The organism is Sphingomonas mesophila (assembly GCF_003499275.1).
Classification (GTDB): Bacteria; Pseudomonadota; Alphaproteobacteria; order Sphingomonadales; family Sphingomonadaceae; genus Sphingomicrobium; species Sphingomicrobium mesophilum.
The window spans coordinates 2,107,501-2,124,641 of record NZ_QWDF01000001.1 but is presented as its reverse complement, the minus strand read 5'-3'; the positions used below and the strand labels follow the sequence as shown (position 1 = coordinate 2,124,641).

Below are 17,141 nucleotides of genomic sequence, written 5' to 3'. Positions count from 1 at the left end.
GCATGCGTACCACCCTCAGCCGCCGTCCGCGCACGGCCTGTTCGATCCTCGCTCTGGCAACTGCTTTGGCCGCCGCGCCGGCCAGCGCCCAGGTCGCCGGCGCAGGCAATTTCGGAGCCGGCACGGGCTCGATTGGCTCGACCGGGACGACGACCACCGTCACGCTCAACGACAATCGGTCGGTTATCAACTGGACCGTCACCGCGCCGACCGTGGGCGGCGTGCGGACCTTCCTGCCGTCGGGAAGCACGCTCAATTTCACCGGCCCGACCAATTTTGCGGTCCTCAACCGGCTCGATACCGGGGCGGGCCCGTCGGTCGGCCTCAACGGCACGGTCAACGGCGCCGGGAGCATCTATTTCTACAACCCCAACGGCATCGTTGTCGGCACTGGCGCGGCGTTCAACGTCGGCTCGCTGGTGCTCACTACCTTGCCGATCACCGACGCCAACTTCGTTGTCGGCGGGGTGATGAATTTCGACCAGGCAATTAACCCGTCCTCAGCGGTGATCGTCAATTCGGGCGCGAACATCAATGCGCTCGACACCGGCAGCTACGTGGCGATGGTTGCGCCGCGGGTGGTCCACAACGGCAATATCACCACCAACGGCCAGGCGGCGCTGGTGGGAGCGGAAGCAGCTACGATCAATTTCTCGCCCGACGGCCTGTTCGATATCGAGGTGACCAGCGGCACGAGCGACGTCAATGGCGTGGTGATCGGCGGCAGCATCGGCGGCGCGCAAAGCACCGGCTTTGGCGACAACAACCGCATCTATGCGGTGGCGGTGCCGAAGAACCAGGCGATGACCATGGCCATCACTGCCGGCGCGAGCCTGGGGTTCAACCTCGCCGGGCGAGTCGATGTCGTCGGCAATGCCATCGTGCTCAGCGCTGGGCACAATGTCGTCGACGGCGAGGTCGCGGGCGGGGCCGCTCCTGGCGGCGGCAGCGGCGATGCCAGCGTCAGCGGGCAGAATTTCACCGCCACCTCGGCGCTGACCATGGTCGGCAAGACCGACGCCGAAATCATCGCGACGACGGCGAAGACGATGCATTCCGATGTCTCCGTGCGCGGCACGCGCGAGGCGCGCATCGTGTCGTCGTCGACCGGCGGCAACCTCACCATCCTCGGCGACGCCGAAGTCAGAGCCGACCTCACCGTAGCGGCCGGGGCCAGCGGTACCGCCGGCATCGCCGCGCTCTACGCGGCCGATGGTGGCTTGCTGACAGTGCAGGGGGACGTCGCCATGTCGGCCGACGCGACTGGCCTGGGCAGCCTCGTCGCCGGGACCAACGGCGCCAGCGTGACCGGCGGATCGGTCCGCCTGCAGGCGCAGACCGGCGGCACCGTCGATATCTGGGGATCGGCCACGCTCTTTGCCGATGCCACTGCCGGCAACGGCTCGGCCGCCGGCGCGAATGGCGGCAATGCGATCGGCGGGACAGTCAATGTCGGCACGTTCGACGATGGCTCGGACCTGACGATCGGGAGCCATCTCAGCGCCTCGGTGGACGGCGCCGGCGGTTACGCCGTGTGCGACGGGTGCAACGGCGTCGGCGGGACGGGCGTGGGCGGCACGATCTATGTCGGGGTGGCCAATAATTCGGATGGCGCCACAGTCTCGATCGGCGATTTCGAAAGCTTTGTGTCGCTGAGCGCCGACGGCTTCGGCGGTGGTTCGAGCGGCGGCGTGGCCGGCGCCACCGGAACCGGCGGAACCGTCTACGTGTGGAGCCAGGGTGTTGCGTCCGACGTGCAGATCCAAGGCGAGATCTATGCGTCCGCCAGTGGCTTTGGCGGCAGCTCCTTCGCGAGCGGAGTGAACGGCGGACTGGGCGACGGTGGCAACATCTATGTGCTCGCCCATATCAGCGATTCCAACCTCGTCGTCAGCGGCACGACGTCGCTGATGGCTGAGGGCTTCGGCGGTCAAAGCGGCGGCGAAGGCTGCAGCACCTGCACTGGGATCGGCGGTGATGCGGTCGGCGGCGAGATCCAACTCACCACATTCGACGCCCTTGGCGCGGGCGCGAACCTGCGCTTCGAGGGCCTGGTTTCGGCGAGCGTCGACGCGAGTGGCGGCACCGGCATCTCGGGCGGCGGCAATGCGATTGCCGGCGGCACCGCCGGAAGCGGATCGATAGGGATCCTCACGAACTTCGCGGCAGGAACCACGATCGAATATAACGGCGGGCTGGACTTCAGTGCGGTGGGCGAAGGCGGCCTCAGCTACGATGGCAACGGCGGCAATGGCACGGGCGGACGGATCCGGATCGGCGCGCAGGGCGCGGCCACGGGCGGCTCGCTGACGGTCAATGGCAACAGCGTCGCCGATGTCAGCGGCAAGGGCGGCGATTCGTGGGACACCGGCACCGGCGGATTTGGCCAGGGCGGCCAGACCGACAACGGCGGAAATGCAGGGACGCTGACATTCAACGGCGATTTCACTGCTTTGTCGCTGGGCACGGGCGGGATATCCGACTTCGGCATCGGCGGCGGCGCCCAGGGCGGCAGTGCGTGGCTCGACGCCTTTGGCACGCTGATCAACGTCACCGGGACGGTCTCGATCGACGCGTCGGCGACCGGCGGCTCCGGCTCGACCGGCGGCGGCAGCGGCATCGGCGGGCGGGCGATCATCGCCGCGACCAGCAGCAACTACACGATCGGGACGGACGCCATCGTCCGCGCCGAAGGCACCGGCGGTAGCGGTAACACGGGGACCGGCGGCTATGGCGGCGGCGGCGAAGCGATCATCCGGGCGACGGGCGGCAATCTCGGCATCACCGGCTCGGCGCTGGCAAGCACCGATTCAAGCGGCGGCAGCGGCGCGAATGGCGGTTTGGCCGACGCCGACAACGACCCCAACACGGGCATCGGCGGAGCGCGCATCCGCGCCAGCAACAACTCGCAGCTGACCATCGGCACCACCGCCACCGTGACCTCGCGCGCTTTTGGCGGGCAGGGGTTCGGCCCGGCGGGCGGCAATGCGATCGGCGGCCTCGCCCAGATCCTCGCCTTCTCGGGCGGCGATATCAGCGTCGGCGGCCTGACCCGGGTCGACACCGATGCCTTCGCCGGCAACAGCGCCAACGGCAGCGGCGGCTTTTCGCAGGTCTCGGGCCTGAATGGCGCAACCATCACCCTCGACCGCCTCAACCTGCGCGCCGACGGCTATGGCGGCGATGACGCCGGCAATGAAGCCGGCGACGGCTATGGCGGAACCGCGGTGCTCGAAGCCGTCGGCACCGGCGCGGTGGTGACCGTCACGAACAACATCGTCGGCGGTCCAATGCAGGACCGCGAGATGCTGTCGGCCGATGGCGTTGGCGGAGTTACCTATGGCAACGGCGGCGCGTTCGGCGGCGACGGGACCGGCGGCACGGTCAACCTGTTCGCGACCAGCGGCGGGACAGTGAACCTGGCCACCACCGCCACCACCGACGCTATCCTGATCCGCGCGCGCGGCTATGGCGGTGTGGCCGATGCCGAGAATACGACCGGCGGCGAAGGCTTCGGCGGAACGCTCAACCTGACCGTCAATGCCGGGACGATGACCACCGGATTCCTTCAGTACAGCAATTTCGGTCAGGGCGGCTTCGCTTCGGAAACAGTCATCGACGCAAGCGGCGGCGATGGCTTCGGCGGAAGCCGAAATGTCAGCGTGCTGGGCGGCGGAACGCTGACCACGGCAATCGTCGGCGGCATTGCCGGTGGTCTTGGCGGCGACGGCAAAGGTACCGGCAATGGCGGCAACGGCAGCGGTGGGACTGCCAGTCTGACGGTCAATGGATCGACCCTGATCGGCATCGGCAACATCGGCATCACGACCCAGGTCGCCGGCGGCAACGCGCCGGGGGTCGGGAATGCCGGAAGCGCGAGCGGGCCGAACAGCGTCAACGTCAACATCACCAACTCGACGGTCAACATGGCCTCCGGCAGTTTGTTCGGTTTCTACGCGACGGCCGTCGGTGGCAATGCACCGGGCGGGGTCGGCGGAGGCGCCACGGCGGGCACCGTCAATGCCACGATCAACGGATCGACGATCAGCGGCGGCTCCATCGTTGCCACCTCCGTCGCCAATGGCGGTGACGGTCTGACCGGCGGTGGCAACGGGGTCGGGGGCACCACCAACTTCAGCACCGCCAATGCCGTTATCAACGTTCAGGGCCTGCGGATCGACGGGTCGGCAAGCGGCGGCTGGACGGCAAGCGGCATCGCAGGCAATGCGTCGGCCGGCGTCGCCCGACTGAACAATTATGCCGGGACGTCGACGATCACGCTCGCCAGCCCGCTCGAGGTTCGCTCAGAGGGCGTTGGCGGCAGCATCACCGGAAGCGACGGCGCCGCCGGTAGCGGCACCGGCAATCTGGCGCAGGTTTTCGCCGGGGCCGGGACCACGCTGACGATCAACGCGGCCACCTTGATCGACTCATCGGGTGAGGGCGGTGCCAACGCTGGGATTGGCAGCGGCGGAGTCGGCGACGGCGGGATTTCGGAGGTCTTCAGCAACGCCGGGACGATCAACCTAAACGGTGCGCTGACCGCCATTGCGCTTGGCGCGGGCGGTAATGCCACAGCCGGCCTCGGCGGTAACGGCGTCGGCGGATCGGCGCGGGTCGGGACGGTCGGCGGCACGATCAACGTCAACGGAGCGCTCGCACTCAACGCCAGCGCAACTGGCGGCAGTGGCGCAATCGGCGGCAACGCCGCCGCATTGCTCACGACCGATGCCAACGAAGAGGAAGCCGGAGCGGCGTCGATCTTCGTCAACGGAAATGGCACCATCTCGGTCACCGGGTCAACGCTGGTCGATATCAGCGCGACCGGCGGGGCGGGCTCGGAAGGCAATGGCGGGAACGCGCAGGCCGGCGAGCTCGATGCCGTTCCTTATGTGGGCGACATCCTGCTTGGCAATCTGACCGTCAATGGCAACGCGACCGGCGGCTCGGGTGCGTTCGGCGGCAATGGCGGCAATGCCACCGGCGGCAATGCCGACATCACCTTCGGATTTGGCGCTGAGCCAGTCGACGGCTTGCTGTCGATGGGCACGGTCAATGTCAGCCTGAACGGCGTCGGCGGGGCCGGCGGTGCAGGCGCAGACGGCGTCGAGGTCACTAACGGCGGGGCCGGCGGGGCCGGGGGATCGGGCACCGGCGGCGCGGTGCTCTTCGCCGGAAGCGCAGCGGGTGGAACGCTGGCGGCCGGTAATGTGACACTCAGCGCGACCGGCACCGGCGGCGCGGGCGGTAACGGCGGTAACGGCTTCAACGGCGGCAACGGCGGGGCCGGTGGAGCGGGCACCGGCGGGTTCGCCATCGCCGGCGCGATCAGCGCGACCAACTCGCCCGGAAGCGGCGGTGACTTCGATGTCGCCAATCTTTCCGCCAACAGCAGCGCAACTGGCGGCAACGGCGGCGCCGGCGGTCTTGGGGCAGTCAGCGCCGGCAACGGCGGCAATGGCGGCAACGCGTTTGGCGGCGAGTCCTACCTGTGGATCCGCGGAATCGACGGAAGCGCGGACGCGATCACCCTGACCGCAAGTGCGACCGGTGGCGCAGGCGGCAATGGCGCCGTTCGCGGGAACGGCGGCAACGCCACGACCGGACTGGTGCAGGCGGAGGCGAAGGACCGCTTCGGTCACCCGACCCAGCGCGGCAATCTGGTCGCGGATTCGATTACTGCCACGGCCGTGGCGACGGGCGGGAGCGGGGCCATCAATGGCACCTCGACCGTGTTCGGCGGGAACTTCTTCCGGGTCCTCAACGGCGACGCGACGATCGGCTCGGTGAGCTTCACGATCGGCGGCGACCTTTACGACGACAGCTATTATTCGGACTATGTGTCGGTCCGCGACGGTACGGCCGACATCGGCACTTTCAGCTACGTCACCAGCCAGGCGCTCGCCCTCGACGCCGGCAACGGCAGCATGATCGCCAACAGCATCACCCTCGACGCGGGCAATTTCCGCGCCGTTCGCGCCGACGTTCCGGCGCCGACCGTGGTCGGCAGCTACACCGCCGACAGTTTCGCGATCCTGACCGACGCCGACTTCATCACCAACGCGAACCTCAATTCGACCGGCGGCCTCGCAATCGCTGCACCGGGATCGATCAACATGCGCGGTGCGTCAGCTGCGAACATCCTGTCGCTGAGCGCGCAAAGCGGCTCGCTCGGTGCCGGCAACCTTTCTGCCGCCAGCATCTCTGCGGATGCCGGCGCGGCCGTCATGGCGGGCAATCTCACGGGCGGTTCGGCGCAGATCGACTCGGTCGATGGCGACATCACGTTCGGCACGGCGACGCTGACCGGAAATCTGTCGCTTAACTCGCAAAGCGGGGAAATTCTCGGCGGCAACGTCTCTGCCGGCGGCTCGCTCAACGCCCAGGCAGCGCGCGTAACGCTCGGCGCGATCGATGCCGACACTGGCGTTGACTTAACCGGATACGAAGGGGTCACCGTTGGGGACATTCTGTCGGGCGGCAATGTTTCGCTGTTTGCGTCCCAAAGCGGATCTTCGATCAATGCCGGAGACATCAATTCGGGCGGCAACGTCGATCTGAATTCGGAAACGATCATCGCCGGCGATATCGTCGCGGTCGGCTTCATCGACCTGTTCGCCGGCGGGCTCGATACCATCACCGTCGGCAATCTGACCGGCGACGGCATCAGCGCGGTGGCACTCGGCAACATCACGACCGGCAACATCGACAGCAGCGATTCGGTCAATCTCGTCAGCTTCGACGGCAATATCACGACCGGGAATATCGCGGCCGTCACCACCGTCTATATCGAGGCCGCGGGCAACATCGGCTTCCTGACCGGCGCCGCTACCGAGTTCGTGTTCGAAGCGGGCGGAACGGCGACCGGCGGCAACATCACCGCGCTCAATAATGTCGACGGCGAGTCCGGCGATGCGATGGTGCTCGGCAACGTGACGGTCACCGGGCCGTCGATCGAGGGCTTCTCGGTCGGCCTCGACGCGGGCGGATCGATCCAGGTCGGCAACGTCAGCGGCACCGACATGGTCGGCTTCACGACGCCCGGCGACTTTACGGCAGGCACGATCTACGGCGGCTACCTCATCCTCGGCCTGATCGGTGGGGACATCGTCACTGGCGCGCTCACGACGTCGAGCAACGGCCAGGTCTATATCGGCAATTCGTCGATGTACGGTGCGGCCGGCGGCGGCAGCGAGGAGACCGAATTCGATCTCGACATGGTGCTCGGCGTCAATCCGGTCGCGACCGGTGGGTCGCTGACCGTCAATGGCGCGATCGACACCCCGCTGATCCGGGTCGCGATCGGCGAGGCGATCAGTGGCGGCGACATCTCCGTCGAGGGCGCCTTCTCGATGCTGGCCTCGAGCATCACCTTTGGCGACATCACCGCGACCGGCTTCATCGATCTCGTCGCGACCGGCGCGATCGTCACCGGCGACCTGACCGCCGGCGGATCGGTTTCTCTCTCCGGCGGGAGCGTCGTTACCGGGAACATCGTGACAAATGCGCCCCCGCCGCAGCTGGGCGTCGGCTTCACGACGATGGATGTCGGTCCGGGCACACCGGTTGAGATCTTCTCCGACGACGACATCGTCACCGGCAACATCACGACCAGCGGCTATGTCGGCCTCTACGCCGCCGACGACATCACCGCGGGCAGCATCAACGCCGGCCACGACGTCATCGCGTTGGCGGGCGGAGACGCCAGCTTCGGCCCGATCACGACGCCCGAGCGGGTCATCCTCGCGGGCTACGGCAATCTGGATCAGCTCTATGGCGTCGAAACGTTCGACCCCGAGTTGATCTTCGGCCTGTGGCCGGTCGAATCGACCGGCGGAAACGCGATCTTCGCGGGCACCTCCAATGTCGCGCAATCGTTCCAAGTTTACGCTGGCGGCAACGTCGTTCTCAACTCGTTGAGCGTCAACGGCGGCGAGTTCAACAGCGGCTTCGTCGGAATCGACAGCGGCGGGACGATCGGAATCGCAGGCAACGTCAGCAGCGATTATATCGATCTCGCGTCGCGCGACATCAACATCGCGCCGACCGCGCAGATCACAGCGAGGGGGATCAGCTTCGGTTCGATCAATCCCAACGGCACTTACATCGGCGATAATCTGCCGGGGACCGACGGCTATCGGCTCAGCCAGGCGGAGCTTGATCGGGTGGATTCGTCCTTCTACGGCTTCGATGTCCTCGGCGATCGCGGCGCTGCGCAGATGATGATGGTCGGCGATCTCACCCTCGATCTGTCGGGGGAGAGCGACGATGAGGGCGCCGATTTCGAAATTTATAGCGATGATGCGGAAAGCGAGGAGGAGACGCTTGGCGGGATCATCCGCATCGTCGGCGACGTCAATCTCATCTCAAGCGTCGACAAGACCGTCTATTTCACCGCCCAAACCGTCGCCATCGACGCCGCCACCGGCTCGCTGTCGCTCAGCAACGGCTCAGGCGTGCTTAACGGCCTGATCGAGTTCGAGGCGAACAACATTTTCGTCGCCAGCGGCACAATCATCGACAAGCTGATCGTAAACCCGCGCTACGACGGCCATGTCGCCGAGCTCAACGCGCCGGCCGCCGTGCAGCGTCCGGAGGGTGTGCTGCGGGCCGGCGCGATCGACTTTAACGACGACCAGGCGCTCGAGAATTTGCTGGTCCAGAACACCGGCACGTCGGCGACGCCGGCCGGCTTTGTCGTCCTTTCGGAGAGCGCCTATTACGACGGCGAGGACGGCGGCCCCGAGGACGGCGAAGAGCTGCCCGCGCCTGGGTCGATCAACCTGGTCATCAACGGGCAAATACAGACCCCGACCGGAACCTTGACCGGCGCCGCGGTGCGCGACGCGCTGGTTGAGGAATATGGCTCGACAGAACCGTTCACCGCCAACAGCACGATCAACGGCTGCCCTGTCAGCGGCGGAAGCTGCGGATCGTCGACCGGTGGCGGCCTGCCACCGGAAGCGGTCATCACGCCGACGACGATCACGATCCTGGCCAGCGATCCGCTCGGCGAATCGGTGTTCGGCAACGAAGGCGACATTGCCGGCGACACGGGCGACACCGGTGGCGACGAAGGCGGCGATGAAGGCGGCAGCGCATCGAGCCCGATCGATGCCCCGCAGCCGCTGTTCGACACCCGTCCGCTCAACAGCGACGAGGACGTCAACGAGCCGATTTCGGGCGCCGGTAACCCCTCGCTCTACGGCGTCAGCTCCGACGAGGACGACGACGAGGACGAGGAAGAGGACGGCAAGAAGAAGAGCGAGCCAAAGGCCGCCAAGCAGACCAATGCCCGCACGGGAGACGGACAATGAGCCGAGTGACGCGTTTCGCCAAGCTTGCCCTGCTGGCTTCGGCAGCGGCCGCCGCCCTTCCCGCGGTCGGCGCCACGGTGACCCCGATCGCCAACCGCAACAGCTTCCGCATCGGCGACGGCGGCGTGCTGTGCACCGCCCAGAGCCGGCCGCAGGATACGCGCCTCAAGGGCATCTTCGACCGCGCCTATGCGCTGACCTGCCGCGACGCCGCCGCTTCGGTCGGTAGCCTGATCGCGGTTCGCCGGACGGTCGACCTGGCGCGCGAGCCGGGCGCCAGCGGCACGCCGGCGCAATTGGCGTGCGGGACGGAGGAGAGCGTCAACATCGACGGGCTCGGCGCGGCCCGCTCGGTCAAGTGCCGCGACGAGGCAAGCAAGCTCGACTACCGCCGCTACGCCGTGAGCCGCGGCAAGACGTCTTATCTTGTCGAAGGTCTTGCGGGATACGATCCGGCGCTGCGCATCGCGCTCGCCTCGGTGGTGACAGATGTACCACAGAGCGGGACGATCCGGGTCGCCACGACCGAAGTCAGCGACTCCGCGGCGTTCGCGCGGATCCAGGCCGGCTCGCTCGACAGCGGATCGGCGCGCACCGAAGCCTATGCCCGCAACAACGGCGGGCAGTTCGCGCAGTCGGCCGAATTCTTTGAGACCATCGCCCAGCGCGAGGGCGCCGACGCCGGAGCGCTCGGCGAAGCGCTCGCCAACCAGGGGCTGCAACAGTCCAACCTCAGCAATTTCGCCGCCGCCGAGCGCCTGTTCGCGCAGGCCGAGCGGCGCGGGCCGCAGAGCGACGGCGTGCTCCAGCGCCTAATCCGCAACTATCGCGCGATCAATCGGCTCAACCAGCGCGACGGTGAGGCGGCGCTGGCGGCGCTCGACAAGAAGGTCGCCGATGTCGAGGTCGACGAGAGCGACGAGCTCAAGGGCGGCCTGATCAACATCCCGCTCGCCGAAGGCATCAACCGCGAGAACAGCACGTCCAAGCAATTGAGCGAGTTCGGCAGCGGCCTGAGGCCGATCGAGCGCGCCGCCATCCTGGACGCCCAGGCCGACCAATTGCGCGGAATCGCGCTGCGCCAGGCCGGCCGCTACGGCGACGCCATCCGGGCGCTCGACTCGGCCTCGCGCCGGCTGCGCGAGGTGCGCGACGGCAAGATGTCGTCGGCGGCGTGGCTGGCCGCGGACATCGCGGTCGAGCGGGCGCTGGTCGCCGACGCCAGCGGTAATGCCGGCGATGCGACCGGAGCCTTCGACAGCGCCATTCTGCTGCTGACCCAGACCTACCCGGAATCGCCGATGCTGCTCGCGGCGCGGGCGCGCAAGGCGGCGTTCCTCGCCCGGCGCGGCCAGACCGCTGAGGCCCGTACCTTGTTCGCGGCGATCGTCGACCAGGCAAGCTCGGTGCCCGACAGCGGGACCGCCTTGCGTAACCTGCTCGCGCCCTATTTCGAGATGCTCGCTCGCGACGGTTCCGCCGACGCGGCGGCCGAGATGTTCCGCGCTGCTCAGGAGCTACAGCGGCCCGGCGTCGCCCAGACCCAGGCGGTGTTCGCGCGGCAGATGTCGGAGGGCAATGACCAGGCCGCCGACCTGTTCCGGCTGGCGGTGGCGCGCACCCGCGACATTGCCCGGAGCGAGGCGGAGATCGCGCGCCTGTCGGCCAAGTCGGCGCCCAGCGCGCGCGACCTCGAGGATCTTGCGGCGACCAAGTCGAGCCTCGAGGCGCTGCGCGGCGAGCAGGTCAAGCTGCAGTCGCAGCTGGCCGACTTCCCGCGCTACAAGGTGCTCGCGCCGACCCGCACCGAGCTCGCCGAGCTGCGCGGCGCGCTTCGCCCCGGCGAGGGCTATTACAAGCTGATGGTGGTCGGCGACCGGGTCTACGGCATCTACGCCACCAACGCCGGCGCGCGCGCCATGCGGCTCGCCTCGACCCGCGGCATGCTGACCGACGAAGTGTCGGCGATCCGCCGCTCGATCTACGACGGCGCGGCGGGCGAGATCGGCGCATTCGACGTCGATCGCGCGCGCAAGCTCTACCTTGAGCTGTTCGGCCCGGTCGACGGCGACGTCCAGGGCCTCAAGCATCTGGTGTTCGAGCCCGACGGGCCGATGCTCCAGCTGCCGCCCTACCTGCTGGTCGCCCGCGACGAGGGACTGCGCGCTTACAAGGCCCGCGCTGCGGCGCCGGGTGGCGATGCGTTCGACATGCGCGGCATCGACTGGCTCGGGCGCGGCCGCAACGTCTCGATCTCGGTCAGCCCGCGCAGCTTTCTCGACGTGCGCGCGCTCACCCCGTCGCGCGCGCGCCAGGCCTATCTCGGGCTCGGCAACAACCAGCCGGTGGCGGTCAAGCCGGTGGTCGCCGCGGCCGACGAATGCGACTGGCCGGTGCAGACCTGGCAGGCGCCGATCTCGGCCGACGAGCTGATGCTCGCCCAGGCCGCGTTCGGGCCGGACAAGGCGGCGGTGATGACCGGCGCGGCGTTCAGCGACACCGCCTTGCTTCAGGATGGCCGGCTGGACGATTACCGAATCCTCCACTTCGCCACCCACGGCCTGGTCACCGCGCCGCGGCCCGACTGCCCGGCGCGGCCGGCGCTGGTCACCTCGTTCGGCGGCCCCGGCTCGGACGGCCTGCTCAGCTTCAGCGAGATCTTCGACCTCAAGCTCAATGCCGACGTGGTCATCCTGTCGGCCTGTGACACGGCCGGAGCGGCGACTGCTCAGGCATCGCGCGAGGCGGGCATCCTGACCGGCGGCAATTATGCGCTCGACGGGCTGGTGCGCGCCTTCGTCGGCGCCGGCGCGCGCTCGGTCGTCGCCAGCCACTGGCCGGTGCCGGACGATTTCAACGCTACCAAGCGGCTCATCGGCGGGCTGATCCAGGCCGCGCCCGGCCAGCCGATTGCCGGCGCCCTGGCCAATGCACAGCGCGGGCTGATGGACGACAAGGATACCTCTCACCCCTTCTATTGGGCGGCGTTCATCATCCTCGGCGACGGCGCCAAGCCGCTGACCACCGGCAACCTCGCCAGCCGCTAGCGGTTGCGCCCGGCGCGCGCAGCCGCCACCATGGTCTCCTCAACGGGGGAGCAGGCCGTGCGCTGGATGATTTTGCTTGCGGCGCTCGCCGCCGCGCCGCTCGACGCCAAGCCGGCGCAGCCGACCGAGCAGCAACGGCTTGCCGCGCGCGCCTCCGCGGTCACCATTACGCGCGACCGGCTTGGCATCGCCCATGTCCGCGGGACGACCGACGCCGACGCAGTGTTCGGCATGATCTACGCCCAGGCCGAAGACGATTTCCCGCGCATCGAGACTAATTACCTCACCAGCCTTGGCCGCCTTGCCGAGGCCGACGGCGAAAAGGCGCTGTGGTCTGACCTGCGCCAGCGGTTGTGGATCGACCCGGCCGAGCTTCAGACGCGCTACGGCGCCAGCCCGGCGTGGCTGCGCCGGCTGATGGACGCCTGGGCCGACGGGCTGAACTTCTATCTTGCGACCCACCCCGGCACCCGGCCGCGGGTGCTCACGCGCTTCGAACCGTGGATGGCGCTGGCCTTTTCCGAAGGCAGCATCGGCGGCGACATCTCTTACGTCGACCTCGAGCCGTTGAAGGCGCTCTACGACGGCAAGGCCGCTCGCGCCGCGCTTGCCCGCGATGAAGCGCCGCAAGGCTCGAACGGAATCGCCATCGCGCCCAAGCGCAGCGCCAGCGGCAACGCCCTGCTGCTGATCAACCCGCACACCAGTTTCTTCTTCCGCGACGTGGTGCAGATGACCAGCGCCGAGGGCCTCAACGCCTATGGCGCGGTGACCTGGGGCCAGTTCTTTATCTACCAGGGGTTCAACGCCCGGGCGGGCTGGATGCATACCTCGAGCGGGCTTGACAATCGCGACGAGTTCGCGGTCAGGCTGGCGCGCATGGCCGACGGCCGGCTCGGCTACCGCTTCGGCGGCGACGTCAGGCCGATGGGGATGAAGCCGATCAGCATCAGGGTGCGCCAGGCCGATGGCACGCTGGCGACGCGCAGCTTCACCACGCTTCACACCATGCACGGCCCGGTGATCCGCAGCGAGGGCGGCCGGCTGGTGTCGTTCGCGATCATGGACAATCCGGTCAAGGCGCTCGAGCAAAGCTTCCGCCGCACCAAGGCGACCAGCCTCAAGCAGTTGATGGAGGTCTCCGCGCTTCGGGCGAACAGTTCGAACAACACTTTGTTCGCCGATGCCGCCGGCAACATCGCCTATCTGCACCCGCAATTCGTGCCGCTGCGCGACCACCGCTTCGACTATCGCGGCGTGGTCGACGGGAGCGACCCGCGCACCGCGTGGCGCGGGCTGCACACCGTCGACAGCCTGCCCAATCTCATCAACCCGCCGTCGGGCTTCGCGTTCAACGTCAACGATGCACCGTGGCCGGGGGCCGGCAAAGGCTCGCTAGAGGCGCGCCGCTTCCCCGCCTACATGGACCAATGGGGCTGGAACCCGCGCACCGACCACGCGCTGGCACTGCTCGAGGGAACGCATGGATTCACCGCCGAAGGGCTTCGCGCCGCCGCCTACGACACCGCCAATCCGGGGTTCGATAAGCTACTGCCCGCACTGTTCGCGGCTTACGACCGGCTCCCGCGCGGCGACCGGCGGCGGCGCGCACTGGCCGAGCCGATCGCGCTGCTCAAGGGCTGGGATCGGCGCTGGTCCAAGGACAGCGAAGCGCTCGGCCTGGCGGTGCAATGGGCCGAGACGATGTGGGCGCAGGCGCTCGGCAGTGATCGACCGCCAAATGACGAGGAGGTCGGCTATCAACGCATGACCTCCGCCCCGGCGCACGTCCATCTGACCGCGCTCGAGCAGGCGGTCGCGAGGCTCACCGAGCTTTACGGCAGCTGGCGGGTCAAATGGGGCGACATCAACCGGTTCCAGCGCAACGATGGCGCGATCGAGCAGACATTCGACGACCGCAAGCCGAGCATCGCCGTCGGCTTTCCGTCGGCCCGCTGGGGCAGCCTCGCGGCGTTCGAGGCGTCGACTTATCCCGGCACGCGCAAGCGATACGGTGTTCGCGGCAACAGCTTCGTCGCGGTGGTCGAGTTCACCGCGCAGGGGCCGCGCGCAATGGCGGTGACCGCCGGCGGGGTCCACGGCAACCCGGCCTCGCCGCACTTCGCCGACCAGGCGCAGGCCTATGCCGACGGCCGCTTGCAGCCCGTCCCGTTCGACCCGCGCGATGTCGCGGCGCAAGCGGTGGCGGTCTATCGCCCGGGCGAGCGACGCTAGCGCAAGCTGCGGAAGGTCAACGAGAAGCGCAGCGCGTCGTGCGCGGCGATGCCGTGCTGCCAGCCGGAGCGCACCTCGCCAGACAGTAGGTAGGCCGAGCGCGGAACGAGCGGCAGCTTCACGCGGTCGAACTTGCCGTCGGCACGGCGACGGCGGAAGGCCATCGTCACCGGGGCGCCAAGCGACACGCCGATCACCTCGTCGAACTGCGGCCGGTCGCGATGCCAGCCGATGCCCGCGCCGGGATCGTAGCGGATCACCAGCGCCTGCTCGAACCGCGCCGGAACGCGGCCGAAGGCGTTGGCGGCGCTATCGCGGACCGCGCTCAGCCAGCCGGGGATCGGGTCGGCGGCGGCGATGGTCCCGGCGGCGAAGTCGTAGTGCCAGCCGAAGCTTCGAGTCAGCCTCTTGCCCTCCCACCCCTGGAACTGGAACGGCGTCAGGCCGAGCCCGGCGCAGCGCTCGACCAGCGCCATCTCCTCATGCGGAGTGACGACCTCCTCTCGCAGCTCAAGGCCGGAAATCGGGCTGGCGTCGAACAGGTCGCGCATTGCTGGAACATGGGCGCGGCGGAGCAAAAGAAAAGCCGGCGGATCGCTCCGCCGGCCTTTCCCTTCGGCACGCCAACAGGGGGGCTACCGAAGATCGAACCGGTCGGCGTTCATCACCTTGACCCACGCCTTGACGAAGTCGCGGACGAACTTCTCCTCATTGCCGCGCTCGGCATAGACTTCCGCGGTCGCGCGCAATTGGCTGTTCGACCCGAAGATGAGGTCGGTACGGGTCGCGCGCCACTTTTCGTGACGGCCGCCGCGATCGAAGCCGAGGAAGGTCTCGTCGCTCGACTCGTCGACCAGATCCCAGAAGGTTTCGTTGTCGAGCAGATTGACGAAGAAGTCGTTGGTCAGCTGGCCCTTGCGGTCGGTGAACACGCCCTCCGGCGCATCCTTGTAGTTGGCGCCGAGCACGCGCAGACCGCCCAGCAGCACCGTCATCTCCGGCGCCGACAGGCCGAGCAGCGAGGCGCGGTCGAGCAGCAGCTCCTCGGTCTTCACGCTCTGGCGGGTCTTGAGATAGTTGCGGAAGCCGTCCGCCTGGGGCTCCATCCACTTGAAGCTCTCGATGTCGGTCCACTCCTGGGTCGCATCGCCGCGCCCACCGCTGAACGGCACTGCGATGTCGAAGCCGCCGTCGCGCGCGGCCTTCTCGACAGCCGCCGAACCGGCCAGCACGATCGCATCGGCCAGGCTCATCGATCCGCGCAATTCGTTGAGCTTGGCGAGCACGGTCGCCAGTTCGGCCGGCTCGTTGACCTCCCAATCCTTCTGCGGCGCAAGCGCGATCCGAGCGCCATTGGCGCCGCCCCGCTTGTCCGACTTGCGATAGGTCGAGGCCGACGCCCAGGCGGTCTTGACCAGCTGGGCAACGGTCAGCCCGCTCGCCAGCACCTTGTCTTTGAACGCGGCCACGTCGGCGTCCGACGGCGCGGTCCCGGCGGGCACCGGGTCCTGCCAGATCAGCGTCTCTTCCGGCACTTCCGGCCCGAGGTAAAGCGACTTCGGCCCCATGTCGCGGTGGGTGAGCTTGAACCAGGCGCGGGCAAAGGCGTCGTCGAGCGCGGCCTGGTCGTCGCGGAAGCGCTCGGAGATGGCGCGGAATTCCGGGTCCATTTTCAGCGCCATGTCGGCGGTGGTCATCATCGTCGGCACGCGCTTGTCGGGGTCGCGCGCGTCGGGCGCCATGTCCTCGGGGTCGGGGTTGATCGGCTGCCACTGCTTGGCGCCGGCCGGGCTCTCGACCAGTTCGTAATCATATTTGAACAGCAGCCGGAAATAATCGCCGCCCCACTTAATCGGATTGTTCGACCACGCGCCCTCGATGCCCGAGGTGGTGATGTGGCCCTTGCCGATCTCGTCCTCGTCGGTCAGCCAGCCAAGCCCCTGGAGGTGGATCGCCTCGGACGCCGGATTGTTGCGGAAGGTCTCGGCCGGCTTGGCGCCGTGCGCCTTGCCGAACGCGTGGCCGCCGGCGGTCAGCGCGACCGTCTCCTCGCTGTTCATCGCCATCCTGCTGAACGTTGCACGCATGTCGCGCGCCGACTGCAGCGGGTCGGGATTGCCGCCCGGCCCTTCGGGATTGACGTAGATGAGGCCCATCTGAATCGCCGCCAGCGGCCCTTCGAGTTCAGGCGTCTCGTCGGTGATGCGGGTCGGAGCGCCGTCGCTGACCCAGATTTCCTCAGCGCCCCAGAAGGTGTCGCCTTCCGACGCGAAGACGTCCTTGCGGCCGCCGCCGAAGCCGAACACCGGCCCGCCCATGCTTTCGATCGCGACGTTGCCGGCGAGGATGAACAAATCGGCCCAGCTGATGTGCTTGCCGTATTTCTGCTTGATCGGCCACAGCAGGCGGCGGGCCTTGTCGAGGTTGCCGTTGTCGGGCCAGCTGTTCAATGGCTCGAACCGCTGCTGACCGCTCGATGCGCCGCCGCGACCGTCGGTCACGCGGTAGGTGCCCGCCGCATGCCACGCCATGCGGATCATGA

General features: G+C 68.1%; 5 protein-coding genes (1 of these 5 running past the window's edge). 3 read left to right on the top strand and 2 right to left on the bottom strand.

Going from position 1 to position 17,141, the window contains the following annotated elements; genetic code table 11:
• Nucleotides 1-2: 2 nt before the first annotated feature.
• From D0Z60_RS10625 to D0Z60_RS10615, 3 genes are all read left to right on the top strand, one after another.
• On the top strand, nt 3-9,317 hold the full coding sequence (locus D0Z60_RS10625; RefSeq protein ID WP_118858209.1) for a filamentous hemagglutinin N-terminal domain-containing protein: 9,315 nt from the start codon (nt 3-5) through the stop codon (nt 9,315-9,317).
• The gene (locus tag D0Z60_RS10620; protein WP_118858208.1) at nt 9,314-12,364 is read left to right on the top strand and encodes a CHAT domain-containing protein; all 3,051 of its coding nucleotides are present in this window, start codon (nt 9,314-9,316) and stop codon (nt 12,362-12,364) included. Before D0Z60_RS10625 ends, D0Z60_RS10620 begins: the two co-directional genes overlap by 4 nt.
• 66 nt (nt 12,365-12,430) lie before the next feature.
• Nucleotides 12,431-14,599, top strand: a complete 2,169-nt coding sequence (locus D0Z60_RS10615) for a penicillin acylase family protein (protein ID WP_118858207.1) — start codon at nt 12,431-12,433, stop codon at nt 14,597-14,599.
• Here the strand turns inward: D0Z60_RS10615 and D0Z60_RS10610 are convergent.
• Together D0Z60_RS10610 and katG are read right to left on the bottom strand one after the other, a co-directional pair.
• Nucleotides 14,596-15,150 carry an alpha-ketoglutarate-dependent dioxygenase AlkB gene (locus D0Z60_RS10610; protein ID WP_118858206.1) on the bottom strand — a complete coding sequence of 185 codons (555 nt, stop codon included), beginning with the start codon at nt 15,148-15,150 and terminating at the stop codon, nt 14,596-14,598. The two genes, D0Z60_RS10615 and D0Z60_RS10610, sit on opposite strands and share 4 nt — an antisense overlap.
• An 84-nt stretch (nt 15,151-15,234) precedes the next feature.
• Nucleotides 15,235-17,141, bottom strand: partial view of a catalase/peroxidase HPI gene (gene katG, locus D0Z60_RS10605; RefSeq protein WP_118858205.1) — the 3' portion only. Its footprint extends 292 nt past the window's final position; 1,907 of the gene's 2,199 nt are visible here — the last part of the coding sequence; the start codon falls outside the window, past its right edge; the stop codon is at nt 15,235-15,237.